Here is a 26,960-nt window from a genome sequence, read left to right on the forward strand (position 1 = left end):
GGGACGGGCAGATCGCTTACAGATCGATCTTCATGCGCGCCACCACGGTACGCTCCGCGCCCGGCATCACGTAGAGGTTGTTCCACGAGCCCGGATAGTAGTTGCGATTGAAGAGGTTGTTCACATCCAGCGACAGCCGCACATGCTTGCTCACCTGCCAGTAGCTCAGCAGCTTGACCGTCGCATAAGCCGGCAGCGAGTAGGTGTCGGCCGTATTGCCCGAACGATTGCCCACATAGTTGATACCGCCACCCAGGCCATAACGCGCACCGCTGGCGGTGGCATCCTCGCGGATGGCCAGCAGGCCGGCGCTATAGGCCGGGATATTGGTCAGGCGGGTGCCGGCTGCCAGGGTCTTGTCCTTGGTCACGCGCGCGTTGTCCCAGGAAAAATTGGCCGAGATGCGCCAGTGTGCATCCAATTGACCATAGGCATCGGCTTCGAAGCCGGTGCTCTTGGCTTCGCCTGCGGCCACCATGAAGCCGGGTACGTCGCTGGCGGTCAGCACATTGGTCTTGGTGATGTCGTAGAGAGCGAAGTTGGCACCCAGGCGTTCATCGCTGGTCTGCAGCTTGAGGCCGGCTTCATAGGCGGTCGAATGCTGCGGATCGAAGGCGCGGCCGTTGACGTCCACCCCGCTATTGGGACGGAAGGACTTGCCCGCCGACAGGTAGAGCGAACTCCAGGCATTGGGCAGATAGCTGATGCCGGCGCGCGGAGAGACCGCACTTTGCTGTTGCGAGGTGTTGGTCACACCGCCGACGCGGTTCTGGATGCTCTGGTTGTACTGGTCCCAGCGCAAGCCGGCCAGCAGCTTCCATTGCGACGACAGGCTCAACTGGTCCTGGACAAACACGGCCTTGACACGCTGGTGTTCGTCCGAGCTGCTGGTGCGATTGGTCAGCGGTAGCAGGGGGCTACTGCCATAGACCGGATTGTAGATGTCGATGGAGGTGAGGGCGGCCGAACGCAGGATTTCGGTATTCATCCACAAAGTGGAACTCTCCGCCCCGAGTAGCAGGGTGTGGCCGATGGTGCCGGTACTGAAGTTGCCTTGCAGCTCGGCCTGCACCGAGGTATCGCGCGAGGGAAGCTGACGCCAGGTGCGGGTGCGCCTCAGGGTGCGGTTGTCGGCGGCCAGGGGATTGCTGAGAGCGGCTTCGGTATAGAAACCGTCGAAGCTGCTTTCCTTGTAGCTGGCGCCGAGCTTGGCACGCCATTGTTCGGACAGGGTGCGTTCCAGCGTGAGCTGGTGGGTGTTGCTGCGCATGGCCATGTTGCCGTCCGAGGGTTCGTTGAGCACGCGGTCGCGCGGCAAGCCACCCAGTACGCCGCGCACGTTGATCAGTCCACGGTCCAGGGGCGTACTGGCTTGCAGGAATTCGGCTTCGTAGTTCAGCAGGGTGTCCTTGTCGATCACCCAGGCTAGCGACGGCGCCACCAGCGAGCGACGATTGCTGAGCAGGCTGGAGCGGCTGTCGCCTTCCTCTGTCATGGCAATGAGGCGATAGGCCAGGTTCTGGCTCAGCGGCCCGGTGCTGTCCACGGTGGCGCGCTTGAGGCCACCGCTGCCGGCGCTCAACTCGGCGCTGTTCTTGCGGGTGAACTGCGGTTTCTTGGTGACGATGTTGATGGTGCCGCCTGGCTCGCTGCTGCCATAGAGCGCCGCCGCCGGGCCCTTGAGGAATTCGATACGCTCGATGGTGGCCGTATCGCGGCGCGGGTTGTAGCCGCGCGAACCGGGGAAGCCATTGACCAGGAAACCCATGTCGGTGCTGCTGAAGCCGCGGATGGCGAAGTTGTCCCAGGTACCGCCGAAGTCATTGAGCCGGCTGATGCCGCTGACGTAATCCACCGTATCGGCCAGGCGCACCGCGCCCAGGTCTTCGATCTGCTGGGTGGTCATCACACGCACGGCCTGCGGGATTTCCATCAACGGGGTATCGGTGCGGGTGGCGCCGCTGGTGCTGGGCGCAAGGTAGCTGCTCTTATCCTTGCTGGCCGAGACGCTGACCTCCGGCAAGGCGGTCGCACTGCCACTGTCTTGGGCCGGTGTTTGCGCCCAGGCCAGGGGCGCTGCAGTGATCAGGCTGGCGGCCAGCCAGCAGGCGGTAGAGGGAAGTGCTTGTTGCGTCGTCATCGAAATTCAACCTGCCATGCAAATAATCGGGAGGCCGAATATAAATGATAATCGTTAACAATTGTTGGTAAAGTGTAAGATTTTTGTGAAAAATCGTCAGTAATAGTTGTTATTTTGCAATATGGCCTATTTCAGTGCCGAGATCTGCCCCGTGCGGATCAGGCGGGCACGCAGCACGTTGCGACTGATGTCGAGCAGGCGTGCGGCCTGCACTTGATTGCGTTCGCAAAATTCGAAGGCGGTACGAAAGACGGTGTCTTCGATCTTTTCGAACAAGCCGGCCTGGGACTGGTTGAACAGCGACTGCAAGACTTGCTCCAGGGCTTGCAGCGGATCGTCGGCATGGCTACCCACCACTGGCTGCGCTGCACCCAGTCGCTCCACGTGGGAGAGGTGCAAGTGCTCGGCGCGCAGTTGCTCATCCTGGCAGATCAGCAGGGCATGATGGATGGCATTTTCCAGCTCGCGGATATTGCCGGGCCAGTCGTGGCTGCGCAGCTTGCGCTCGCCCTCGGCATCGATGCCACGGGCGCCATAGCCCAGGCGTTGGCGGTATTCATCGAGGAAGTGATAGGCCAGCGGCAGGATGTCTTCGGGCCGTTCGCGCAGCCGCGGAATGGTCAACTGCACCACCTGCAGACGATAGTAAAGATCCTGGCGGAAATGCCCGGCTGCCACCGCATCCTGCAAGCGCACGTTGGTGGCGGCGATGATGCGCACGTCAATCGGAATACTGCGACGCGAACCCAGGCGCACCACTTCACGCTCCTGCAGCACACGCAATAGCTTGACCTGGATCGCCAGTGGCAGGTCGCCGATTTCATCGAGGAACAGCGTGCCGCCATTGGCCGCTTCGAACCATCCCGCCTTGTGAGCAATGGCGCCGGTGAAGGCGCCTTTTTCATGGCCGAACAATTCGCTTTCGGCCAAGTTCTCGGAAAACGCCCCGCAGTTCACGGCCACGAACGGACCATTGCGCCGCGTGCTCAACTCGTGCACGTGGCGCGCAATCAATTCTTTACCGGTACCGGTGGCGCCGATGATGACTACGTTGGCGTCACTGGGGGCCACCATCTGCACGCGTTCCAGCAAGGCCACCGACACCGGGTCGTGAAAGACCTGGGCGGTAGCGCGAATGGAGGTGCCGAGCTTGCGCGCATGGGGGAGCGTCAGCAGTGGCGTGGCAGTGCGTGCAGCCTCGGTGGAGGAGGGCAGCGCATACAGATGGGCAGAGCGATTGCTGGCGTTCATGTCAGGCTCCGAGCTCATGGGAGTGATCCCAACGAGGGTAGCGATGCGGGGGGAAGGTGAAATTAATTCTAACAATATGCGCCAAGCTTCTTAACGACCAATTCAGCATAAGTATGCTCGGTTTGTTTTGGTTGATTAGCCGCAAACGCTTGTCTGACAAGGCGCTGACGGTGATCTGTCGGGATGGGGCGACAATGGGTGCCGACAGGCCAAACGAGATGTACAGACTTAAAAAAATAAGTCATCCGGTCCTCTCGGAACTTGCTGCTCCAGCAGCAGCCATTGTGCACATTGCTGCTGCAGCAGTAACACGTTTTTTTGCAAGTCATTGATTTGCAAGGCTTTGCAGGCTGGCACGCTCTTCGCTGAAGAAGAGCTACGCAATCGATGTCGCGTCCCCCTTCTTCAGCATAGGAGCGTTCCTTTCATGAGCCGTCCACTGCAAGTCGTCGTCGTCGCCGGAAGCGGCCGCCGTCCCTCCCGTACCCTGGGCCTGCTCAATGCCATTGCCGCGCAACTGGGTCAGCACCTGAGCATCCAGACCGAAGTGGTGGCCCTGTCGGATCTGACCGGGCAGTTGCTCGGTGCCACTGAACTGGACCAGTTGCCCGCGCCGGTACGCCAGAACATCGCCGCTATTGAGGCGGCCGACCTGCTGCTGGCGGGCAGCCCCGTCTATCGCGGGTCCTACTCGGGTTTGTTCAAACACCTGTTCGACCTGGTGCCGCAGGAGTCGCTGTTCGGCAAGCCGGTCCTGCTGGCGGCCACCGGTGGCAGCGATCGCCATGCATTGACCATCGATCACCAGTTGCGTCCGCTGTTCGCCTTCTTCCAGACCCTCACGTTGCCGCTGGGCGTGTATGCCAATGCCCAGGAATTCGACAACGAAACCATCATCAGCACCGCCTTGCAGGAGCGTATCGCACTGACCGTGCAGCGTGCCCTGCCGGTATTGCAGGCGCTGACTACCGCACGCAGCAACGCATGACATCGATGCACTGAATTTATTTTTCACTCCCCCCGATTACCCGAATTCCCCAAGGAGATTCTCCATGAGCCAAGCCCCCTCTCACACCTCCCACACCTCCCACACCTCCCACAACGCTTCCGCCGCCCGCACCGATGCCGTCAAGTTCGCCTATTGGGTGCCCAATGTCAGCGGCGGCCTGGTGGTCAGCAAGATCCCGCAGCGTACCGAATGGAGCCTGGAGTACAACCAGCGCCTGGCCGTGGCCGCCGAAAAAGCCGGCTTCGAATATGCCCTGAGCCAGATCCGCTTCACCGCCGGTTATGGTGCCGAATACCAGCATGAATCGGTGTCCTTCAGCCAGGCCCTGCTGCACGCCACCACCAAGCTCAAGGTGCTGGCCGCGATCTTGCCAGGGCCGTGGCATCCGGCCGTGGTGGCCAAGCAGATCGCCACCATCGATCACATCTCCAATGGCCGTATCGCCATCAACGTGGTCAGCGGCTGGTTCAAGGGCGAGTTCCAGGCCATCGGCGAACCCTGGCTGGAACATGATGAACGCTATCGTCGTTCCCATGAATTCATCCAGGCACTGAAGGGGATCTGGACCCAGGATGACTTCACCTTCAAGGGCGATTTCTATCGCTTCAACAATTACACCCTGAGCCCCAAGCCGGTCCAGAAACCGCACCCGGAAATCTTCCAGGGCGGCAGCTCCCGTGCGGCGCGCGACAATGCGGCCAGCGTCTCGGACTGGTACTTCACCAACGGCAATACGGTCGAGGCATTGAAGGCGCAGATCGACGACATCCAGGCCAAGGCCGCACAGAACGGCCACAAGGTGCGCATCGGCGTGAATGCCTTCGTGATCGCCCGCGATACCGAGGAAGAAGCGCAAGCCGTGCTGGAGGACATCATCAAGCACGCCCACGTGGAAGCGGTGCACGCCTTTGGCGACGCCGTCAAGCAGGCCGGCAAGGCGTCGCCGGAAGGCGAGGGCAACTGGGCCAAGTCCAGCTTCGAAGACCTGGTGCAATACAACGATGGTTTCAAGACCAACCTGATCGGTACACCGCAACAGATCGCCGAGCGTATCGTGGCCTTGAAGGCGGTCGGTGTGGACCTGGTGCTGACCGGCTTCCTGCACTTCATCGAGGAAGTCGAATACTTCGGCCAGAAGGTCTTGCCGCTGGTGCGTGAGCTGGAGGCCCGCCAGGCCGCTGGCGCAGTGCAAGGCAATGCCAGCCGCTCGGCGGCCCTGGAAGCGGTGGCATGACCATGACCAGCACGCTGCAGCCGCAGCTGGCGCCGCTGGAGCTTGGCGCTGCTGCTCATGCCACCGCGCCGCTGGCCAGGCAGGCCAGCGCGCCGGTGCTGCAACTGAGCGACGTCAGCCTTTCCTTCGGTGGCGTGCAGGCCTTGAGCCACATCGACCTGGCCATCCATGCGCGCGAGATCCTGGCCGTCATCGGCCCCAATGGTGCGGGCAAGAGTTCGCTGGTCAATGTCATGAGCGGCTTGTATCGCCCCACCCAAGGCCAGGTCCAGCTGGCAGGCCGATACTGGCCGCAGGTGCCGACGGCCCGCCTGGGCCGGCTCGGCGTGGCGCGCACCTTCCAGAACCTGGCCTTGTTCAAGGGCTTGAGCGTGCGCGACAACATCGTGCTGGGTCGGGTCAATGCCATGCGCGCCAGCTTCCTGGAACAGATCGCCGGCCTCGGACGAGCTCGGCGCGAACGCCAGCAGGCGCGCGCACTGGCCGACCAGATGATCGCCTTCCTCGATCTGGGTGCCCATGCCGAGCGCGTGGTCGGCGGCCTGCCCTATGGCCTGCAAAAGCGTGTGGAGCTGGCGCGTGCGCTGGTGGCGCAGCCGCACCTGCTGTTGCTGGATGAACCCATGGCCGGCATGACCGTCATCGAAAAAAGCGAGATGGCCGGTTTCGTGCGGGCGGCACGTGACCAGTTCGGTACCGCCATCCTGCTCATCGAACATGACATCGGTCTGGTCTTCGACCTCTCCGACCGCGTGGCCGTGCTCAACTATGGCCGCAAGATCGCCGATGGCACCCCGGCCGCAGTGCGCCAGGATGCAGCCGTGATCGAGGCCTATCTCGGCGTGGCCCACCGCGAACAGGAGGCCGCGTGATGGCTGATTTCGATTGGGTATTCTTCGCCGAAGTGCTGACCGGTGGTCTCCTCTCGGGCGTGATGTATTCGCTGGTGGCCATCGGCTTCGTGCTGATCTACAAGACCTCGGGCGTACTCAATTTCGCCCAGGGCGCGCAGTTGCTGTTTGCCGCGCTGACCTTCGTGAGCCTGGTGGAGCATGGCATCCCGTTTGCACTGGCATTGCTGCTGACGTTGGCGGCCATGATCCTGCTGGGCCTGTCGATCGAACGGGTGGTGCTGCGCCCGCTGGTGAACCAGTCGCCGATGACGCTGTTCATGGCGACCCTGGGCCTGTCCTATGTGATCGAGGGCGTGGCGCAGTTGCTGTGGGGTACGCAAGTCCATGCGCTGGACCTGGGCATCGACGATACCCCGCTGCATGTAGGCCAGATGATGATTTCTTCCTTCGACCTGTTCGCCGCCATCACGGCCGCCCTGATGGTGGCGCTGCTCTCGGCCTTCTTCCGCTATACCCGCATGGGGCTGGAATTCCGGGCCCTGGCCGATGACAGCTATGCCGCCCTGGCCGTGGGCTTGCGCCTGCCGCGCATCCTCACCGCGGTGTGGGCCACGGCCGGCCTGATTGCCTTGATCGCGGGGCTGTTGTGGGGGGCGCGTCTCGGGGTGCAATTCTCGCTCTCGCTGGTGGTGTTGAAGGCCTTGCCGGTGCTGGTGCTGGGCGGTTTCGATTCGATCCTGGGTGCCATCGTCGGCGGTCTGCTGATCGGTGCGCTGGAAAAACTGGCCGAGGTCTACCTGGGGCCGCTGGTGGGCAGCGGCATCGAGGGCTGGTTCGCCTATGTCGCCGCGCTGGCCTTCCTGCTGGTCAAACCAAGCGGCTTGTTCGGACAAGCTGCGCTGCAAAGGGCATGAAATGACCACTTCCTTCACTCCCTACGCCGCTTCTGCTGCGCCCAAGGCCCATCCTGCTGCGCAGTTACGGCGGGCTTGGCCCTGGCTGCTGTTGCTGGTGGTGGCCTATGGCGTGCTGCCCTGGGCTGCCTCCAACTATGTCATCGATGCCTTGCTGATTCCCTTCCTGGCGCTCTCGCTGGCCGCCGTCGGCTTGAACCTGTTGACCGGTTATGCCGGCCAGCTCTCGCTGGGCAGCTCGGCCTTCATGGCGGTGGGCGCCTTTGCTGCCTACAACATCAACCTGCGCGTGGAAGGCTTGCCGCTGCTGCTGTCCATCGCCCTGGCCGGTCTGGCCGCAACCGCCGTGGGCCTGGTGTTCGGCCTGCCCAGCCTGCGCCTGCGCGGTTTCTACCTGGCCGTCTCGACCCTGGCTGCGCAGTTCTTCGTGCAATGGGTGCTGGTCAAGTTCAGCTGGTTCAGCAACGACAATCCCTCCGGTGTCATCGACGCTCCCGCGCTGGTGGTGGGCGGGATCAGCTTCGATACCCCGGCCGGGCGCTATCTGTTCGCGCTGGGCATCGTCACCGTGCTGACCCTGTTGAGCTGGCGCCTGGTGCTGACCCAGACCGGCCATCATTTCATTGCCGTGCGCGACAACGAGCAGGCTGCACGGGTGATCGGCATTCCGGTGTTGCGCACCAAGCTGCTGGCCTTTGCCATCTCTTCCTTCATCATCGGCGTGGCCGGGGTGTTGTGGGGCTTCGTTTACCTGCGCACGGTGGAGCCGGCCGGCTTCAACCTCGACCGCTCCTTGCAGATTCTCTTCATCGTCATCATCGGTGGCCTGGCGACGATACGCGGCGCCTTCCTGGGGGCCGCGCTGATCGTGGTCTTTCCACTGCTGCTGTCGCGCCTGGGCAGCTTGCTGCTGGGGCAGTGGTTCGACTCGGGCGTGCTGGAGATGAGCCAACGCATCGTGCTGGGGGCGCTGATCATCTTTTTCCTCATCGTCGAACCACAGGGGCTGGCGGCGCTATGGGAGCGGGCGCGCCGCAGCCTTCATCAGCGCGCATCTTCTACCTGATTTTTTTACCTTCACTTCCAACCTCACCACGGAGAAGCTCTCTGACCATGCTGCACTCAAAATTATTAAAAACCTTCACCTTGGCCGTCGCCTTGCTGGCTACAGGCCTGCAAAATGCCCGTGCCGATGAACAATTCTTCCCATTGCAGAGTTACCGGGTCGGTCCTTACGCCGCTGGCGGTACCGGCTTCTTCGGCGGCTTCATCGATTACCTCAACCTGGTCAACCTGCGCGATGGCGGCGTGGGTGGCGTCAAGCTGACCTGGGAAGAAGGCGAGACCCAGTACGAAGTCGAACGCGGCGTCGAAGTCTATGAACGCCTGAAGCAACATCCTGGCATCGCCACCTGGAATCCGCTCTCGGTGGGCATTGCCTACGCACTGCTGGACCGCGTCACCGCCGACAAGGTGCCGCTGCTGACCATCAACCACGGTCGCACCGATACCACCGATGGCAGGGTCTTCAAGTACATTTTCCCACTGCTGCTCAACCCCTATAGCGAGACCTCGGGCATCGTCAACTACATCGCCACCAAGGTCGGCGGGACCGACAAGCTCAAGGGCAAGAAGATCGTGGTGCTCTACCACGGTTCGCCCTATGGCAAGGAGACCATTCCCATCTACCAGTTGCTGGCCGAAAAATATGGTTTCACCGTGCAGCAGATCGAAGTACCGCACCCCGGCAATGAACAGCAGGCGCAATGGCTGGCGATCCGCCGCGCCAAGCCGGATTACGTGGTGTTGCGCGGCTGGGGCGTGATGAACCCGGTGGCCTTGAAGACGGCGCAGAAGTCGGGCTTCCCGGCTGACCACATCATCGGCAATGTCTGGTCCAATTCGGAAGAAGACGTGATTCCCGCAGGCGATGCCGCCAAGGGCTATGTGGCCATCACCACCGTGGCCGCTGGCGCGCAGTATCCGGTGCTGCAGGACATCCAGAAGATCGTCTATGGCGCGGGCAAGGGCAACCTGCAGGATCCCAAGCGCATCGGCAGCGTCTATCACAACCTGGGTGTGCTCAACGGCATCCTCAACGTGGAAGCCATCCGCATCGCCCAGGCCAAGTTCGGCAAGCGCACCCTGACCGGCGACGAAATCCGCTGGGGCCTGGAAAACCTCAACATCGACCAGGCGCGGGCTGCGGCACTGGGTGCCAAGGGCCTGTTCCATTCCATCCACGTGACCTGGGACAACCATGAAGGCGATGGCCTGGTGGCCTTCCAGCAATGGGATGGCAAGCAGTGGAAGGTGGTCTCCGACTGGATCGCACCGGACTGGAAACTGTTGCGCCCCATCATCGAGAAATCCGCCCTGGCCTATGCCAAGGAAAAGAGCATCAAGGTGCGCAAGAGCATTGACGATTGATCTCCCGGCGGTCCTGCGGGACCGCTTTCTCCCCCCATCCCCCCTATCTTTGAAAGGCCTGACCATGTCCGCCGTTCTCGCCCCCTCCCAGCAGCAATACTCGCCCGCCAGCGGCCCGGTGCCCGGCCTGCCACGCGCCACCCAGCCGGCGCACGTGATCCGTGACGACGCCGAAGCCATCGCCGTGGCCCATACACTGGCCCAGCGCCTGGCCGAAGGCGCTTCCGAACGCGACCGTCTGCGTCGCTGGCCGGTGGAAGAAATCGAAGCCTATTCGCAAAGCGGCCTGTGGGCCATCAACGTGCCGCGTGCCTTCGGTGGGGCCGAAGTCTCCTATGCCACGCTGGCCGAAGTGATCGCCATCATCGCCGCCGCCGATCCGTCGCTTGCGCAGATCACGCAGAACCACCTGGGTTTCGTGGCGGCGGTGCGTACCGTCTCCGATGCCGAACAACAGCAGCGCTTCTTTGCCGACTTCCTGCGCGGCGTGCGCTGGGGCAATGCGTTTTCCGAATCCGGCTCCAAGCGTGCCGCTGACTTTGAGACCCGCTTCGTCGATGCCGGCGACCATGTCATCGTCACCGGCAAGAAGTTCTATTCCACCGGCGCCTTGCTGGCGCACTACGTGCCCATCGTCGCCAATGACGAAGAGAACCGCACCTGGTACGTGGTAGCCGACCGCAATGCACCGGGCCTGACCGTGATCGACGACTGGTCCGCCTTCGGCCAGCGCACCACCTTGAGCGGTACCGTCATCATCGACCAGGTGAAGGTGCCCAAGAGCCAACTGATCCCGGCCTACAAGGGCTACCAGGAACCCTCCGCCGATGGCGCCATCTTCCAGATCATCCAGGCCGCCATCGACGAGGGCATTGCCCGGGCCGCCATTGCCGATACCCAGGAATTCGTGCGCACCAAGTCGCGTCCATGGATCGACAGCCAGCGTGACCATGCCTGGGAAGATCCGTATTCGATCCAGGCCGTGGGCGACCTGCAGATCCGCCTGCACGCCAGTGACGCCTTGCTGGAACGCGCCGGGCGCGCCATCGACGCGGCGGTGGCGGCACCGGACGCCGAGAGTGTGGCGCGCGCACAGATCTTGACGGCCGAGGCCAAGGTCTTGTCCACCGAAATCGCCATCCTTGCCACCAACAAGCTCTTCGAACTGGCCGGCACGCGTTCTACCCTGGCCCAATACAACCTGGACCGCCATTGGCGCAATGCGCGCACCCATACCTTGCATGATCCGGTGCGCTGGAAATACGCCCTCATCGGCAACTACTACCTCAACGGCGTCAAGCCACCGTTCCACGCGTGGAGCTGAGATGAGCGCGCCGCTATTGCAGGTCGACGCCATCCAGGTGCTCTACCAGGGCGCGCTGCTGGCCTTGCAGGAGGTCAGCCTGACGTTGCAGCCGGGCGAGATCCATGCCCTGCTGGGCGCCAATGGCGCCGGCAAGTCCACCACGCTCAAGGCCGTCTCCAACCTGCTGGCGGCGCAACGCGGGCAGTTGCGCAGTGGGCGCATCCTCTTCGATGGACAGGATATTGCGCGCAGCAGCCCGGCCGATCTGGTGCGGCAGGGGCTGGCCCAGGTGCTGGAGGGGCGGCATTGCTTTGCCTCGCTGTCGGTGGAAGAAAACCTGCTGACCGGCTGGCCCGGCCGCTTCACGCGGCGCGCCGTACTGCGCGATGCGCTGGAGCGCATCTACGCGATCTTTCCCTTGTTGCGCAATCGGCGTCGCAGCCTGGCCGGCTTGTGCTCGGGCGGAGAGCAACAGATGGTGGCGATCGGGCGCGCGCTGATTTCGCGGCCGCGCTTGCTGGTGCTGGATGAACCTTCTATGGGCCTGGCCCCGCTGGTGGTGGCCGACATCTTTGCGCAATTGAGCCGGCTCAACCGGGAAGAGGGCGTGGCCCTGCTGGTGGCCGAGCAGAACTCGGCGGTGGCCTTGCAATACGCGCATCGCGCCACCGTGCTGGAGAATGGCGCCAGCGTGCTGCATGGGCCGGCAGAGGTGTTGCGGCAGAGGTCCGATATCCAGTCGTTCTACTTTGGCGAGAGTCGCATCGCGGCCTGAGCATTAGCGCGGCATGAAGGTTCGTCGCAAGGAGCATTAAAGTTGGCTTAACCCTAGCGCAGATCAAATCATCGCCAGTTTGCAGTGGGGAAGGCGCACCAGTCTGACTATACTCGGTGGCAAGATGGCCGCACGGCAAGGCCGTGCGGCCATCTTGCTTTCATAGTCTCACAGGATGATGCGATGCTCGCCCAACTCAAAGCCACCTTCAAGTATTTCAACGATGCTGTTCCCTTCAAGCTGGTCCCTGCCCTGATCGCTACCGCGGTCCTGATCCTGCTGTTGCTCACCCCCTGTCCGGCCGGCCTGGAGCCCAAGGCCTGGGCGCTGGTGGCGATCTTCCTTACCACCATCGTGGCCATCATCCTGAAGGTGATGCCCATCGGCGTGATGGCGATGATGGCCATCGTCATCGTCTCGCTTTCGCAAGTTACCTCCACCTCTTCCAAGGGCGCCATAGCCGACGCCCTGGCCAGTTTCTCCAATCCGCTGATCTGGCTCATCGTGGTGGCCATCCTGATTTCCCGGGGCTTGAAGAAGACCGGTCTGGGTCGGCGCGTGGGCTTGATGTTCATCGCCTTGCTGGGCAAGCGCACCATCGGCATCGGCTACGGCCTGGCCATCTGCGAACTGGTGCTGGCCCCCTTCACGCCCAGCAATACCGCGCGCGGCGGCGGCATCGTCCACCCCATCATGAAGTCGATTGCCAACGCCTTTGACTCCGACCCGGCCAAGGGCACGCAGAACAAGGTTGGCAGTTACCTGGCGCTGGTCAACTACCACGCCAACCCGATCACCTCGGCCATGTTCCTCACCGCCACTGCGCCCAATCCGCTGGTGGTCAACTACGTGGCCAAGGCTACCGGTCATGCGCTGCAACTGAGCTGGACCACCTGGGCGCTGTGCATGTTGCTGCCGGGCCTGGTATGCCTGTTGATCATGCCGCTGGTGATCTACCTGCTCTCGCCGCCGGAACTGAAGTCCACCCCGAACGCGGTCGATTATGCGCGCAGCGAACTGGACAAGATGGGCAAGCTGGGCGCCAGCGAAAAGGTCATGCTGGGTACCTTCGCGCTGTTGCTGCTGCTGTGGGCCAATGTGCCGGCCATGCTGCTGGGGGCGGCCTTCACGCTGGACCCGACGGTGGTGGCCTTCGTCGGCCTGTTCGTGTTGATCATCACCGGCACCATCGACTGGGACGACGTGCTCTCCGAAAAGAGCGCCTGGGATACCCTGGTCTGGTTCGGCGCGCTGGTGATGCTGGCCGAGCAGTTGAACAAGACCGGCGTGGTGGCCTGGTTCTCCGATGGCATGAAGGCCGCCATCGTGGCCAGTGGCATGGGCTGGTATGCGGTGGCAGCGGTGCTGCTGCTGGTGTTCGTGCTGTCGCATTACTTCTTCGCCAGTACCACGGCCCACATCAGCGCGATGATGCTGGCTTTCCTGACGGTCGGTGCGCAGTTGCTGCCGCCGCAGTATGTGGTTCCCTTCATGCTGATGATGACCGCCGGCTCGGGTGTGATGATGACCTTGACCCACTATGCCACCGGCACTTCGCCCATCATCTTCGGCAGTGGTTATGTGTCCATGGGCAAGTGGTGGGGCGTGGGCTTTGTCATGGCTGTGGTGGAGTTGCTGGTGTTTGCGACGGTGGGGACGGTTTGGTGGAAGGTGTTGGGGTATTGGTAATACGCTTTCCCAGCTCGGAGAGCAGCGAGATTGTCGTACTCTTCGGCAGTTTCGCCGCAACTAGTGCATCGGTTCGGTTAGGATTCCTCTTCTATCTATCAAGCTGTCGAGAGGCCAATGATGAGAAATCTGAATTCGATTGCACCAGGCGAGATACTTCGAGAAGAATTTCTTAAGCCCATGGGCATCACCCAATACCGCCTGGCAAAGGAAATTGGCGTCTCTCAGTTGCGCATCAGTGAGATCGTCAACGGCAAGCGCGCAATCACGGCAGATACCGATTTGCGGCTGGCGCGCTTCTTCGGTCTATCCGATGGCTACTGGCTGCGCGCGCAGGTTGCGCATGATACTGAGGTGGCACGGGAAAAGATGCGCGATGTATTGGCGGGCATCAAGCAATGGCAACCCAAGGAATCGACCCCGGCCTGAACGTGAAATGCAGTCAATGAAAATGGCGGCTTCCAAAAGGAGCCGCCATTTTTCATGCCAGTGATTTGCTTACTTCAGATCCAGCACAATGCGCCCATCAATCTTGCCCTCTTCCATACGCGCAAAGATGGCGTTGATGTTGTCCAGCTTGTCCCAGGTGAAGTGCGCGGCGACCTTGCCTTCGGCGGCGAAGACCAGGGACTCTTCCAGGTCCTGGCGGGTGCCGACGATGGAGCCGCGCACGGTGATGCGCTTCAAGACCGTGTTGAATACCGGCAGGCTGATGTCGCCCGGGGGCAGGCCGACCAGGGCCATGGTGCCGTGCGAGCGCAGGAAGCCGAAGGCCTGTTCCATCGCCTTGGGCGAGACCGCTGTCACCAAGGCGCCATGGGCGCCGCCGATGATGCGCTGGACGTCGGCTACCGCATTGTGGTCGCGACCATCCACGGTGAGGTCGGCGCCCAGTTTCTTGGCCAGGGCCAGTTTGTCTTCATGGATGTCGGCGGCCACCACGTGCATCCCCATGGCCTTGGCATATTGCACGGCCATGTGGCCCAGGCCGCCGATGCCGGAGATGACCACCCATTCGCCCGGGCGTACTTCGGTTTCCTTCAAACCCTTGTAGACGGTCACGCCTGCGCACAGCACCGGGGCGGCCGGGCCGAACTCCAGGCTGGCCGGCAGGCGGCCGACGAAGTTGGGATCGGCCAGGCCATATTCGGCAAACGTGCCGTTGACCGAGTAACCGGTATTCTGTTGTTCTGCGCACAGGGTTTCCCAGCCGGTGCGGCAGGGCGAGCAGCAGCCGCAGGCCGTATGCAGCCAGGGCACGCCGACCCGATCGCCTTCCTTGACGTGCTTCACGCCGGTCCCCAGCGCGGCCACATAGCCAGTGCCTTCGTGGCCGGGAATGAAAGGTGGGGTGGGCTTGACGGGCCAGTCGCCTTGGGCGGCGTGCAGGTCGGTGTGGCATACGCCGCTGGCCTCGAACTTGACCAGGATCTGTCCCGGTCCGGGTGTGGGGACGGGGACTTGTTCGATGGACAGGGGCTTGCCGAATTCGCGGACCACGGCCGCTTTCATCATTTGCGTCATATGCACTCCTCTCAAGGGGGATCAACGGGATGCGCGGGCAGGGCGGCGGCCTTGTTGCTGCGTTTGCGGCCTGTTGTGCCTGCCGGCAGCGATCACTATCCTCCGCGCCTGCAATGACGACAATCGATGATTGCGCATGGATTGATCCATGTCGCCCATCGTTGAAAACTTGAATGGCCTTTCAAGAAAACTTATTCACCTGACCTTGACAATCTTGCCTGCCCAGGGCTTGCGCAGACGTCATTGTTCATATGGCGATGACAACTTCCACATCCGTCTCGGCCAGCAGCTTGGCCAGTTCCGGGGGTGGCGGGGCGTCGGTGAAGAGCACGTCGATCTGCGACAGGTGCGCCATCTTCACCAGCGCCTGCCGGCCGAACTTGCTGGCGTCGGCCACCAGCCAGACCTGGCGCGATTGTTCGATGATGGTCTGGGCGACCTTGACTTCGCGGGCGTCGAAGTCGCGCAGCACGCCATCCATTTCGATGCTGGAAATGCCGATGATGCCGATGTCGACCTTGAACTGGCGGATGAAATCGATGGTGGCCTCGCCCACGATGCCGCGGTCGCGCGCGCGCACCACGCCGCCGGCGATGATGACTTCGAGCTCGGGATTGCTGGCCAGGGAGGTGGCCACGTTCAGATTGTTGGTGACCACGTGCAGGTGCTTGTGCTGCTGCAGGGCGCGCGCCACCTCTTCGGTGGTGGTGCCCAGGTTCAGGATCAGCGAGCAGCCGTCCGGCACCCGCGCCGCCACGGTCTGGCCGATGCGGCGCTTGGCTTCGGCGTGCATCACCTGGCGCTGCGGATAGGCGATGTTCTCGGTCGATGACAGCAGGCCGACCCCGCCGTGATAGCGCGCCAGCAGGCTGGCATCGACCATCGCCTTGACGTCACGGCGCACGGTCTGGGTGGTGACGTTGAGTTGCTGGGCCAGCTCTTCCACCGAGATGGTGCCGTGCTTGCGGACGCATTCCAGCAGCGTCTGTTGCCTGGGATTAAGCATCTTGTCGTTGAAATTTTTGTTGAAATTCGCGTTGAAATTTAATCAACTATATTGATTCGATATGAACATTAAAAAACATAAACGAACTTAAAACAACAAATAATTGTTGATTTACTTTCAGGATGTCGCTTATCTTACGGGGCACTGACAACTTCCGGCTACTCCAGTATTCCGGTGGTTGCACGGGATGATGGCGTCCCGAACCAACACGGCACGAATGTGGAGAAGCGGCCAATGGCGCTCGAATATGATCTCTTGGTAGTAGGTGGCGGTATCAATGGCGCGGGCATCGCGCGCGATGCGGCTGGCCGCGGCTTGCGGGTGTTGCTGTGCGAGCAGCACGACCTGGCCCAGCATACGTCTTCCTCCAGCACCAAGCTCATCCATGGTGGCTTGCGCTATCTCGAGTACTACGAATTCAAGCTGGTGCGCAAGGCGCTGCAGGAGCGCGAAGTGCTGTTGCGCTCGGCACCGCACATCATCTGGCCGCTGCGCTTCGTCATGCCGCACGATGCCAGCCAACGCCCGGCCTGGATGATCCGTGCCGGCCTGTTCATGTACGACCACCTGGCCAAGCGCGAGATCCTGCCGGCCTCCGAAGGCGTCAACCTGGGCCGTCATGCTGCCGGCCAGCCACTGAAGGGTGACTATCGTCGTGGCTTCGTCTATTCCGATGGCTGGGTCGATGATGCGCGCCTGGTGGTGTTGAATGCGATGGATGCGCAAGAGCATGGTGCACGCATCCTCACCCGTACCAAGTGCGTCAGCGCGCGCCGCGACGGCCAGACCTGGCACGCCGTGCTGGAACACCAGGCCGCGGGCAGCGTGCAGCAGGAAGAAGTGCGCGCCCGTGCCATCGTCAATGCCGCCGGTCCTTGGGCCGCCCGCTTTGCGCAGGCCGTGCCGCAGGCCAAGACCGGGCGCAGCCTGCGCCTGATCAAGGGCAGCCACATCGTGGTCAAGCGCCTGTTCGACCACCCCTATGCGTATATCTTCCAGAACCCCGACAAGCGCATCATCTTTGCCATTCCCTACCAGGAAGAATTCACCCTGATCGGCACCACCGACCTCGAATACCACGGCGACGCCGGCCAGGTCGAGATCGATGCCGAAGAGATCGATTACCTGTGCCAGATGGCCAATCGTTATTTCAATCGCCAGATCAGCAAGAGCGACGTGGTGTGGACCTATTCCGGCGTGCGTCCGCTGCTGGACGACAGCGCCGAGAATGCCTCGGCCATCACCCGCGACTACCTGCTCGAATGCGACGATGCCGGCGCCCCCATGTTGAACGTCTGGGGCGGCAAGATCACCACCTACCGCAAGCTGGCCGAGGAAGCCTTGTCCATGCTGGCGCCGCACCTGGGGGCGTCGACCCAGCCCTGGACGGCTGGTGCGCCGCTGCCGGGCGGCGACCTGGAGCAGGCCGGCAAGATGGTGGCCCGTTATGACTTCGATGGCTGGTTGCGCCAGTTCCAGGCACGCCACCCGTGGCTGCCGGCTGAGCTTGCCCATCGCTATGCGCGCAGCTATGGTTCGCGCGTGGAGCAGTTCATTGGTCAGGCCGACAGCCTGGCGGCATTGGGTGAAGAACTGAGCCCCGGCCTGTACGAAGCCGAGGCGCACTACCTGGTGCAACACGAATGGGCGCGCAGCGCCGACGATATCCTGTGGCGTCGTAGCAAGCTGGGCCTGCACAGCGGGCCGCAGCACAGAGGACGATTGGAGGCGTGGCTGGCCGGTTTGCCAGAACCCGCCGCTCCAGTGCCCCACTGAGCCAGGTCGCCACAGCCATCAATTAAAAAAAGTAGCGAGGAGACAGCGTGACCCTGGAACTGAAACAAGTGGCCAAGACGGTCGGTGCGCAAACGCATCTGTATCCGCTTGATCTACGCCTTGCCAAAGGCGGCATCAATGTCCTGCTGGGGCCGACCCAGGCCGGCAAGACATCGCTGATGCGCATCATCGCCGGGCTCGATAAGCCCACCGCAGGACGCGTACTGGTCGATGGCCAGGATGTGACCGGGGTGGGGGTGCGCGAGCGCAACCTGGCGATGGTCTATCAGCAATTCATCAACTATCCCGGCCTGACGGTGTGGGAGAACATCGCCGCACCCTTGCGCTTGCAGAAGCAGCCCGAGCAAGAGATCAGCAAGCGCGTCAACGAGATCGCCGAGAAACTGCATATCGCCCACCTGCTGCAACGCCTGCCGGGCGAGCTCTCCGGTGGCCAGCAGCAGCGCTGCGCGCTGGCGCGTGCGCTCATCAAGCGCGCTCCACTGGTGCTACTGGATGAACCGCTGGTCAACCTCGACTACAAGCTGCGCGAGGAATTGCGCAGCGAGTTGATTTCGCTCTTCGCCACCGGCGACACCACGGTGGTCTACGCCACCACCGAGCCGCAGGAAGCGCTGCTGCTGGGCGGCCACACCGCCGTGATGCACGAAGGCCGCCTGCTGCAATTGGCGCCAACGCTGGAATTGTTCAACAGTCCCGCTTCCACCCGGGTGGCGGCCATCTTCAACGACCCGCCCATGAATGTGCTGGAAGCCACAGCGGTGTCTACAGCCCCAGGCGTGGCGGCCATCCGCATGAGTGATGGCAGCGTGCTGGAAATCGCCGGTCGCAATCTCCAGCTGGCCGAGGGCCAGCCCTGCAAGCTGGGCATCCGCTGCAACGACGTGCGCCTGGAAACGCTGGCCGCGCCGGGCGTGAGCCTGGGATGCCGCGTGACGTTGGCCGAACTGTCCGGCTCCGAAACCTATCTGCACCTGCGCCATGGCGAGGTGCCGTTGGTGGCGCAACTGTCGGGCGTGCATGAAGTGGCCATCGGCAGCACGGTGCAGGTCAGCATCGCGGCGGCCAAGGCTTTCCTGTTCGATACGCAGGGGCAGTTGTTGAGCGCCCCGATGGAGACTCGCTGATATGGCCCGCATCGAATTCAAGAACCTGGGCCACGCCTACGGTAGCAATCCCGCCAGCCTCAAGGACTATGCCCTGCAACCGATGAACATGGTGTGGGAAGACGGTGGCGCCTATGCGCTGCTGGGGCCTTCCGGCTGTGGAAAATCGACCTTGCTCAACATCATCTCGGGCCTGTTGCAGCCTTCCGAAGGGCAAGTGCTCTTCGATGGCCAGGACATGACCCGCAAGGCCACCCGTGAGCGCAATATCGCCCAGGTGTTCCAGTTCCCGGTGCTCTACGACACCATGAGCGTGTTCGACAACCTGGCCTTCCCGCTGCGCAATCGCAAGATCGCCGAGCGTGAAGTGCAGGCCCGCGTGCGCGAGATCGCCGAGATGCTTGATCTCACCCGCGACCTCAAGCAGCGCGCTGCGGGCTTGTCGGCTGACGCCAAGCAAAAGATTTCGCTGGGCCGCGGCCTGGTGCGCAAGGATGTGGCGGCGATCCTGTTCGATGAACCGCTGACGGTGATCGATCCGCACATGAAGTGGGAGTTGCGCCAGAAGCTGAAGGAAATCCATCACCAGTTGAAGCTCACCCTCATCTACGTCACCCACGACCAGGTCGAAGCGCTGACCTTCGCCGATGAAGTGGTGGTGATGACCGAGGGCAAGGTGGTGCAGCAGGGCAAGCCGGAGGCACTCTTCCTGCGCCCGGACCATACCTTCGTCGGCTATTTCATCGGCAGCCCCGGTATGAACTTCTGTTCCTTGCGCGTTGAAGGAGACGCCGTCCTGCTGGGCCAGCAGCGCATACAGCTCGATGCGGCGCAATTGCAGGCACTGAAGAATTCTTCCGGGGAGCTGAAGCTGGGCATCCGTCCCGAATTCGTCGAACTGGCCGCGCCCGGCACGCCCGGTGCGGTCAGCGCCGAGGTTACCCAGGTTCAGCATCTGGGGACCAGCCAACTGGTGAGCGCGCAGTTCGATGGCATGAGCGTGAAGGCGCGCATTGCGCCCGAGATGAAGGTCGTCACCGGCCCGCAATGGCTGCGACTGGCCAAGCCGGAAACGATCTACTTCAGCAACGACCAGAGAATAGGACGCTAAGCCATGAACAAGCCATACAACAACAAGGCCTGGTTCTTCATCCTCCCGGTCTTCCTCACCGTCGCTTTCTCGGCCATCATCCCGCTCATGACGGTGGTCAACTATTCGGTGCAGGACATCATCAGTCCCGAGCAGAAAGTCTTCGTCGGTCTGGACTGGTTCCGCGAAGTCATGCGCGACGGCGAGCTGCACGCCGCCCTGTTGCGCCAACTGATCTTTTCCTTCTGCGTGCTGCTGGTGCAGATCCCGCTGGGCATCGGCCTGGCGCTGGCGATGCCCTACAAGGGTTGGAAATCCTCGGCCACGCTGGTGATCCTGGCCATGCCCCTGCTGATTCCCTGGAACGTGGTGGGCACCATCTGGCAGATCTTCGGGCGCGCCGACATCGGCCTGGGTGGCCATGTGTTGAACCTGCTGGGCAGCGACTACAACTATGCCTCCAATCCGGCCGACGCCTGGCTGACCGTGCTGGTGATGGATGTGTGGCACTGGACGCCGCTGGTGGCGCTGCTGGCCTTCGCCGGTCTGCGTTCCATTCCCGACGCCTATTACCAGGCCGCGCAGATCGACGGCGCCAGCCGCTGGGCGGTGTTCCGTTTCATCCAGTTGCCCAAGATGCGTGGCGTGCTGGTGATCGCGGTGCTGCTGCGCTTCATGGATAGCTTCATGATCTATACCGAGCCCTTCGTGCTCACCGGTGGCGGCCCTGGTAACTCGACCACCTTCCTGAGCCAGTACCTCACGCAGAAAGCCGTGGGCCAGTTCGACCTCGGTCCGGCCGCCGCCTTCTCGCTGATCTACTTCCTCATCATCCTGCTGCTGTCCTTCGTGCTCTACAACTGGATGCAGAGCGCCGGCAACAACGCCAATGCTTCGGGAGGCCAACATGAATAAAAACCAGGATCAGAGCATCACCCGCGTGCTGGTGATGCTGCTCTACATCGCCTTTACGCTGATTCCGCTGTACTGGCTGCTCAACACCTCGCTCAAGACCAACGAGGAAACGCTGTCGGTCTTCACGCTCTGGCCGAACGCGCCCACGCTGGACAACTACAAGGTGATCTTCACCGACCCTTCGTGGTACTCCGGCTATATCAACTCCATCATCTACGTGGCCATGAACACGGTCATGTCGCTGCTGGTGGCCTTGCCGGCGGCCTATGCCTTCTCGCGCTATCGCTTCCTGGGCGACAAGCACATGTTCTTCTGGCTGCTGACCAATCGCATGACGCCGCCGGCGGTGTTCCTGCTGCCGTTCTTCCAGCTCTATTCCACCATCGGCCTGTCGGACACCCACATCGCGGTGGCGCTGGCGCACATGCTCTTCAACGTGCCGCTGGCGGTGTGGATCCTGGAAGGCTTTATGTCGGGCGTGCCGCGCGAGATCGATGAGACCGCCTATATCGACGGCTTCTCCTTCCCGCGCTTCTTCCTGCGTATCTTCCTGCCGCTGATCAAGTCGGGCGTGGGCGTGACGGCCTTCTTCTGCTTCATGTTCAGTTGGGTGGAGTTGCTGCTGGCGCGCACGCTGACCTCGGTCAATGCCAAGCCGATCAGCGCCATCATGACCCGCACCGCTTCGGCGGCGGGCATGGACTGGGGCATCCTGGCCGCCGCCGGGGTGTTGACGATCGTTCCGGGCGCCCTGGTGATCTGGTTCGTGCGCAACCATATCGCCAAGGGCTTTGCGATGGGGAGAGTGTGATCATGGGAAATGCATTGTCGTGGATGTCGTGGACGCCACCGGTGGCGATCTTCTTCGCCTGTGTGGTGCTGATGCTGGTGGGCATGACGGTGTGGGAAATCCGTTCACCCACCATCGAGCGCAAGGGCTTTCTGCCCATGCGCACCACCCGTGGCGACCGGCTGTTCATCGGCTTGTTGACGGCGGCCTACATCAACCTGGCCTGGGTCGGCCTCAGCGATCTCGACCAGTGGTATGCGGCGGCACTGGGTTTCGTGGCTCTGGTGCTGATCATGCGCAAGGGGTAAGTACAGTTTTTGAGTAGCAACAGGCAATAGATCTGTCATCAGAACGGACGTCCGGGGATTCTCCTTCCCTACCCGGTACGCCAAACCAGGGGAAGGTGATGAGGAGACATGATGCAAAACATGCGGAAGATCAAATTGACGGTGTTGGTGGCTGCCATGGCCATGGCCGGTGTGGCCGGCAATGCCTGGGCCGACATCAAGGCCGCCGAGAAGTGGGTGGACTCGGAATTCCAGCCCAGTACGCTCTCTCGCGCGCAGCAGGTCAGCGAGATGCAATGGTTCATCGACGCGGCGGCCAAGCTCAAGGCCAAGGGCGTCAAGGAAATCCACGTGGTCTCCGAAACCCTGGACACCCACGCCTATGAATCCAAGACCCTGGCCAAGGCCTTCGAGGACATCACCGGCATCAAGGTGATCCACGACGTGATCCAGGAAGGCGACGTGGTCGAGAAGATGCAGACCTCGCTGCAATCGGGCAAGTCCATCTATGACGGCTGGGTCAATGACTCCGACCTGATCGGTACCCACTATCGCAACGGCCAGACCGTGGTACTGACCGATTACATGGCCGGCCCCGGCAAGGAATACACCAACCCCGGCCTGGACCTGAAGGACTTCATCGGCACCAGCTTCACCACCGCGCCCGATGGCAAGCTGTATCAACTGCCTGACCAGCAGTTCGCCAACCTGTACTGGTTCCGCGCTGACTGGTTCGCGCGCAAGGATCTGCAGGACAAGTTCAAGGCCAAGTATGGCTATGAACTGGGTGTGCCGCAGAACTGGTCGGCCTACGAAGACATCGCGGCCTTCTTCACCAATGACGTGAAGGAACTCGATGGCAAGAAGATCTACGGTCACATGGATTACGGCAAGAAGGATCCCTCGCTGGGCTGGCGTTTCACCGATGCCTGGCTGTCCATGGCCGGTGCTGCCGACAAGGGCTTGCCCAACGGCTTGCCGGTGGATGAATGGGGTATCCGCGTGGCCGACGACAAGTGCACCCCGGTGGGCGCATCGGTGTCGCGCGGTGGTGCCACCAACTCGCCGGCAGCGGTCTATGCCCTGACCAAGTACCTGGACTGGATGAAGAAATACGCCCCGCCCGAGGCGCTGGGCATGACCTTCTCCGAAGCCGGACCGGTGCCTGCGCAAGGTCACATCGCGCAACAGATCTTCTGGTACAGCGCCTTCACGGCCAGCATGACCAAGCAAGGCCTGCCGGTGGTCAATGCCGATGGTTCACCCAAGTGGCGCATGGCCCCTGGCCCGCATGGTCCGTACTGGAAGGATGGGATGCAGAACGGCTACCAGGACGTGGGTTCCTGGACCTTCCTCAAGAGCACGCCACCGGACCAGATGGCCGCAGCCTGGCTGTATGCGCAGTTCACCACGTCCAAGACCGTGTCGCTGAAGAAGTCCATCGTTGGCGTGACCTTCATTCGTGACTCCGACATCCGTTCCGACTACTTCACCAAGAATGCCGCCAAGTACGGTGGCTTGATCGAGTTCTACCGCAGCCCGGCACGGGTGGCGTGGACGCCGACCGGGACCAACGTGCCTGACTATCCGAAGATGGCGCAACTGTGGTGGAAGAATATTTCCTCGGCCATCTCCGGCGAGAAGACCCCGCAAGGTGCGATGGATAACCTGGCCGAGGAGATGGACGGTATCATGGCCCGCTTGCAGCGCGCCGGCATGAAGCAGTGCGCACCCAAGCTGAACCCGAAGAAGGATCCGGCCAGCTGGCTGTCCGACAAGGGTGCACCGTGGGCCAAGCTGGCCAATGAAAAGCCCAAGGGCGAGACCATCCCCTACGACAAGCTGCTGCAGGCCTGGAAGGATGGCCGCGTGCGTTGATCCAGGTTGATCGCGACCGCGCATGAGAAGGCGCCATCCTGGCCGGTGTCGGGATGGCGTCGTCGTCTGTAGGGACGCCGTTGGAAGAGTAAGTTTTCGCTTCCGTATTGTTTAGTTTTTTATTTTTCAAACCTTAGTTTTTCAGTACGTCTGCAAGGAATCATCATGGCCTATCTGCTCGCCCTCGACCAGGGAACCTCCAGCTCGCGCAGCATCATCTTCGACCAGAGTGGCGCCATCGTCGCCACGGCCCAGCAGGAATTCCCGCAGATCTTCCCGCAGCCGGGCTGGGTCGAACACGATCCCATGGACCTGTGGCAGAGCCAGTTGCAGACCGCCCAGCGGGTGCTGGCGCAAAGCGGCATCCAGGCCAGTGAATTGACCGCGCTGGGCATCACCAACCAGCGCGAAACCACCGTGGTGTGGGAGCGCGCCACCGGCAAGCCGGTCTATAACGCCGTGGTGTGGCAGGACCGGCGCGCCGAAGTAGTGTGTGCGGCCTTGCGCGAACGCGGCCTGGGCGAGGCGATCCAGAACAAGACCGGGCTGGTGCTGGATCCTTATTTTTCCGGCACCAAGCTGCGCTGGATCCTGGATAACGTTGCCGGGCTGCGGGAACGCGCCGAGCGCGGCGAGCTGCTGTTCGGTACCGTCGATGCCTGGCTGGTGTGGAACCTGACCGGTGGCCGCCTGCATGTGAGCGATGTTTCCAATGCCTCGCGCACCATGCTGTGGAATATCCATACCGGTGCCTGGGATGAAGAATTGCTGCAATGGCTGGGCGTTCCGGCGTCGATGCTGCCGCAGGTGCACGCCTCTTCCCACCTCTTCGGCGAGATCGATGTGGCGCACCTGGGCGCGGCAGTGAAGATCGGCGGCATCGCCGGCGACCAGCAGTCGGCGCTGTTCGGCCAGGCTTGCCTGCGTCCAGGCATGGCCAAGAATACCTATGGCACCGGTTGCTTCATGTTGCTGCATACCGGCGACCAGTGCGCGACTTCCCACAATGGGCTCATCAGCACGGCAGCCTGCCAGGTCGATGCGCAGAAACAATATGCGCTGGAAGGCAGCGTCTTCATCGGCGGCGCCGTGGTGCAATGGTTGCGTGACGGCTTGAAGGCCATCAAGACCTCCACCGATGTCGAGGGCCTGGCCTGCACGGTGGAGGATTCGGGTGGCGTGGTGTTCGTGCCGTCGTTCACCGGCCTGGGCGCTCCTTACTGGAACCCCACCGCCAAGGGCGCCATCGTCGGCTTGAGCCGAGGTAGCACGGTGGCGCACATCGCCCGCGCTGCACTGGAGTCGATCGCCTTCCAGAGCAGTGCGCTGCTCAATGCCATGGTGCGCGATGCCGTCTCGCCGATTACCGAGTTGCGGGTGGATGGCGGGGCTGCAGCCAACAACCTATTGCTGCAATTCCAGGCCGATCTGTTGGGCATTCCCGTGATTCGACCGCAAGTGACCGAGACCACGGCGCTGGGCGCGGCCTATCTGGCGGGCTTGGCTACAGGCGTCTATCGGGATGTCTCGGAGTTGTCGTCGCAATGGCGCATGGAGCGCCGCTTTGAACCCGGCATCACCCGTGACGAGGCCGAGGAGCGGATCGGGGCCTGGGAGGCGGCGATCCGCCAGGTTCGCGCAGCTTGAATCGCGCCGGCCGGCACGCGCTTGTTCAGCCCGGCGTGCCGGTGCTGAGCAATTGCATCGCGTCCAGATGGCTCAGGCGCGCCCATTCCTCGCCGCCACGGGCGATGATGGTATCGGCTTCGGGGGTGGCCATCAGGTCGAGGATTTCTGTGTCGCTCATTTCCATGTTGTCGTTGTAGCGGAACACCTTCAACACCGGGCGCGTGAGGTCCTGGGCATTCTGCCGGATGACGAAGCCCGAGCGGCCCGATTCCAGCTTGACGATGGAACCCACCGGATAGATCCCCAGCGTCTTGACGAAGGCCAGGAACATGGCGCGGTCGAAGTGGCCGGTCCAGGTGGCCATGCTGGAAATTGCTTCAGCCGGATCCCAGGCGCGCTTGTAGGGGCGGTCCGAGGTGAGGGCGTCATAGACATCGCAGATGGCGGCCATGCGTGAATACAGGCTGATGTTGCCAGCCCGCAGCGACTCCGGGTAACCGGTGCCATCCATCTTTTCGTGATGGTGCAGACAGACGTCGCGCGCGTAGTCGGGGACGTTGGGGTCCAGGCTCAGATACTTGTAGCCCAGCTCGGGGTGTTTCTTGATCTGGGAAAACTCTTCATCGGTGAGCCTGCCGGGCTTGTTGAGCACCTCCTGCGGCAGGAAGGCCTTACCCACGTCATGCAGGAAACCGCCCAGGCCGGCTTCGCGACAGGCGGTTTCATCCAGCCCCAGAGTACGGCCCAGCGCCACCATCAGTGCGCAGACGGCGACCGAGTGCAGATAGGTGTATTCATCGGCCAGTTTCAGACGCAGCACGCTGAGCAAACCATTGGGGCTTTGCACCACCGAGCCGGCGATTTCTTCCACTACCGATACGCAACGATCCATGTCCAGCACCTTGCCCATGCGGGCGGCGCTGAACATGGCCATGGTGGCTTTCTTGGCATTCTCGCGCAGGGCTGCGGCGTCCAGCAGGGCGATATCGATGCCCGGCTCGGGCGGTTCCTGCAGTGGCTCGGGTTCAGTGCTGGCAGGGGACTCGTCCTGCTCTTGTGCGGGTTCTTGCTCGGCCACATCCAGGCCCCGCGCGGGATCGATCCAGCAATAGGCGATACCGCTCTCATGAGCCTGTTTCAGTTCGCTTTCATGCTTGAGGAGGAACTTGTTCTTCCAGAACGGATGGTCCAGCCATGCGGCTTCGAAGCCACAGAAATACATGCCGAGGACCAGATCCTCCGTTTTGATTTTTTTCAACATTTCTCGTGCATCTCTCCGGCGCGCCGGGGGAACAGGTTAGCTCGGCCACCCATTCCGGGTGCGGTGCTGCGCTGG

The 26,960-nt window shown here is 62.2% G+C and carries 24 protein-coding genes; 19 read left to right on the forward strand and 5 right to left on the reverse strand.

Going from position 1 to position 26,960, the window contains the following annotated elements; all coding sequences use genetic code 11:
- Nucleotides 1-16: 16 nt before the first annotated feature.
- Nucleotides 17-2,140: a TonB-dependent siderophore receptor gene (locus RC54_RS04110; RefSeq protein WP_058894316.1), complete on the reverse strand. Its 2,124-nt coding sequence runs from the start codon at nt 2,138-2,140 to the stop codon at nt 17-19.
- A 126-nt stretch (nt 2,141-2,266) separates the two neighbouring features.
- A complete protein-coding gene (locus RC54_RS04115; RefSeq protein ID WP_058894317.1) occupies nt 2,267-3,391 on the reverse strand; it encodes a sigma-54 interaction domain-containing protein in 1,125 nt (374 codons plus the stop codon).
- Between the two features lie 56 nt (nt 3,392-3,447).
- Between RC54_RS04115 and RC54_RS25020 the strand changes: the two genes are divergently transcribed.
- The 11 genes from RC54_RS25020 to RC54_RS04165 all read left to right on the forward strand — a co-directional run bounded on the left by RC54_RS25020 (nt 3,448) and on the right by RC54_RS04165 (nt 14,031).
- On the forward strand, nt 3,448-3,723 hold the full coding sequence (locus RC54_RS25020; protein WP_156481269.1) for a hypothetical protein: 276 nt from the start codon (nt 3,448-3,450) through the stop codon (nt 3,721-3,723).
- 95 nt (nt 3,724-3,818) lie between these two features.
- Complete coding sequence (gene msuE / locus RC54_RS04120) at nt 3,819-4,379, forward strand: FMN reductase (RefSeq protein WP_061789233.1); 561 nt, start codon at nt 3,819-3,821, stop codon at nt 4,377-4,379.
- A gap of 64 nt (nt 4,380-4,443) precedes the next feature.
- Entirely contained in the window at nt 4,444-5,634 is a 1,191-nt protein-coding gene (gene sfnG / locus RC54_RS04125; RefSeq protein ID WP_061789232.1) for a dimethylsulfone monooxygenase SfnG, read from the forward strand.
- Nucleotides 5,631-6,506, forward strand: coding sequence for an ABC transporter ATP-binding protein (locus RC54_RS04130; RefSeq protein WP_061789231.1), 876 nt, complete (start codon nt 5,631-5,633; stop codon nt 6,504-6,506). The genes sfnG and RC54_RS04130 overlap by 4 nt, the downstream gene beginning before the upstream one ends.
- Nucleotides 6,506-7,402, forward strand: a complete 897-nt coding sequence (locus RC54_RS04135; protein ID WP_044531244.1) for a branched-chain amino acid ABC transporter permease — start codon at nt 6,506-6,508, stop codon at nt 7,400-7,402. Before RC54_RS04130 ends, RC54_RS04135 begins: the two co-directional genes overlap by 1 nt.
- Before the next feature lies 1 nt (nt 7,403).
- The gene (locus tag RC54_RS04140) at nt 7,404-8,468 is read left to right on the forward strand and encodes a branched-chain amino acid ABC transporter permease (protein WP_061789230.1); all 1,065 of its coding nucleotides are present in this window, start codon (nt 7,404-7,406) and stop codon (nt 8,466-8,468) included.
- 47 nt (nt 8,469-8,515) lie between these two features.
- Nucleotides 8,516-9,832 (forward strand): ABC transporter substrate-binding protein, encoded by a 1,317-nt coding sequence (locus RC54_RS04145; protein ID WP_061789229.1) that lies wholly within the window; start codon nt 8,516-8,518, stop codon nt 9,830-9,832.
- Between the two features lie 64 nt (nt 9,833-9,896).
- Nucleotides 9,897-11,156, forward strand: coding sequence for an SfnB family sulfur acquisition oxidoreductase (locus RC54_RS04150; RefSeq protein ID WP_061789228.1), 1,260 nt, complete (start codon nt 9,897-9,899; stop codon nt 11,154-11,156).
- 1 nt (nt 11,157) lies between these two features.
- Nucleotides 11,158-11,913, forward strand: coding sequence for an ABC transporter ATP-binding protein (locus tag RC54_RS04155; protein WP_061789227.1), 756 nt, complete (start codon nt 11,158-11,160; stop codon nt 11,911-11,913).
- 183 nt (nt 11,914-12,096) lie between these two features.
- Nucleotides 12,097-13,602: a DASS family sodium-coupled anion symporter gene (locus tag RC54_RS04160; protein WP_017451345.1), complete on the forward strand. Its 1,506-nt coding sequence runs from the start codon at nt 12,097-12,099 to the stop codon at nt 13,600-13,602.
- A 180-nt stretch (nt 13,603-13,782) separates the two neighbouring features.
- Nucleotides 13,783-14,031, forward strand: coding sequence for a HigA family addiction module antitoxin (locus RC54_RS04165; RefSeq protein WP_017451343.1), 249 nt, complete (start codon nt 13,783-13,785; stop codon nt 14,029-14,031).
- A 69-nt stretch (nt 14,032-14,100) separates the two neighbouring features.
- Here the strand turns inward: RC54_RS04165 and adhP are convergent, their stop codons facing one another.
- Together adhP and RC54_RS04175 are read right to left on the reverse strand one after the other, a co-directional pair.
- Nucleotides 14,101-15,126 carry an alcohol dehydrogenase AdhP gene (adhP, locus tag RC54_RS04170; RefSeq protein ID WP_061789226.1) on the reverse strand — a complete coding sequence of 342 codons (1,026 nt, stop codon included), beginning with the start codon at nt 15,124-15,126 and terminating at the stop codon, nt 14,101-14,103.
- 247 nt (nt 15,127-15,373) lie between these two features.
- Nucleotides 15,374-16,132 carry a DeoR/GlpR family DNA-binding transcription regulator gene (locus RC54_RS04175; RefSeq protein ID WP_058894326.1) on the reverse strand — a complete coding sequence of 253 codons (759 nt, stop codon included), beginning with the start codon at nt 16,130-16,132 and terminating at the stop codon, nt 15,374-15,376.
- Between the two features lie 234 nt (nt 16,133-16,366).
- Between RC54_RS04175 and glpD the strand changes: the two genes are divergently transcribed.
- The 8 genes from glpD (at nt 16,367) to glpK (ending at nt 25,642) form a co-directional block, all read left to right on the forward strand.
- Nucleotides 16,367-17,908, forward strand: coding sequence for a glycerol-3-phosphate dehydrogenase (gene glpD, locus RC54_RS04180; RefSeq protein ID WP_058894327.1), 1,542 nt, complete (start codon nt 16,367-16,369; stop codon nt 17,906-17,908).
- Between the two features lie 47 nt (nt 17,909-17,955).
- Nucleotides 17,956-19,056 (forward strand): ABC transporter ATP-binding protein, encoded by a 1,101-nt coding sequence (locus RC54_RS04185; protein WP_058894328.1) that lies wholly within the window; start codon nt 17,956-17,958, stop codon nt 19,054-19,056.
- 1 nt (nt 19,057) lies between these two features.
- Complete coding sequence (locus RC54_RS04190) at nt 19,058-20,146, forward strand: ABC transporter ATP-binding protein (RefSeq protein ID WP_017451338.1); 1,089 nt, start codon at nt 19,058-19,060, stop codon at nt 20,144-20,146.
- Between the two features lie 3 nt (nt 20,147-20,149).
- The gene (locus tag RC54_RS04195) at nt 20,150-21,040 is read left to right on the forward strand and encodes a carbohydrate ABC transporter permease (protein WP_058894329.1); all 891 of its coding nucleotides are present in this window, start codon (nt 20,150-20,152) and stop codon (nt 21,038-21,040) included.
- Nucleotides 21,033-21,851, forward strand: a complete 819-nt coding sequence (locus RC54_RS04200) for a carbohydrate ABC transporter permease (RefSeq protein WP_058894330.1) — start codon at nt 21,033-21,035, stop codon at nt 21,849-21,851. Before RC54_RS04195 ends, RC54_RS04200 begins: the two co-directional genes overlap by 8 nt.
- A 2-nt stretch (nt 21,852-21,853) precedes the next feature.
- Nucleotides 21,854-22,138, forward strand: coding sequence for a DUF2160 domain-containing protein (locus RC54_RS04205; RefSeq protein ID WP_017451335.1), 285 nt, complete (start codon nt 21,854-21,856; stop codon nt 22,136-22,138).
- A gap of 108 nt (nt 22,139-22,246) precedes the next feature.
- Nucleotides 22,247-23,995, forward strand: coding sequence for an ABC transporter substrate-binding protein (locus RC54_RS04210; protein ID WP_017451334.1), 1,749 nt, complete (start codon nt 22,247-22,249; stop codon nt 23,993-23,995).
- A 165-nt stretch (nt 23,996-24,160) separates the two neighbouring features.
- The gene (gene glpK, locus RC54_RS04215; RefSeq protein WP_061789225.1) at nt 24,161-25,642 is read left to right on the forward strand and encodes a glycerol kinase GlpK; all 1,482 of its coding nucleotides are present in this window, start codon (nt 24,161-24,163) and stop codon (nt 25,640-25,642) included.
- A gap of 25 nt (nt 25,643-25,667) precedes the next feature.
- Here the strand turns inward: glpK and RC54_RS04220 are convergent, their stop codons facing one another.
- Entirely contained in the window at nt 25,668-26,885 is a 1,218-nt protein-coding gene (locus tag RC54_RS04220; RefSeq protein ID WP_061789224.1) for an HD-GYP domain-containing protein, read from the reverse strand.
- Nucleotides 26,886-26,960: the final 75 nt, after the last annotated feature.

Source organism: Herbaspirillum rubrisubalbicans (genome assembly GCF_003719195.1).
Classification (GTDB): domain Bacteria; phylum Pseudomonadota; class Gammaproteobacteria; order Burkholderiales; family Burkholderiaceae_D; genus Herbaspirillum; species Herbaspirillum rubrisubalbicans.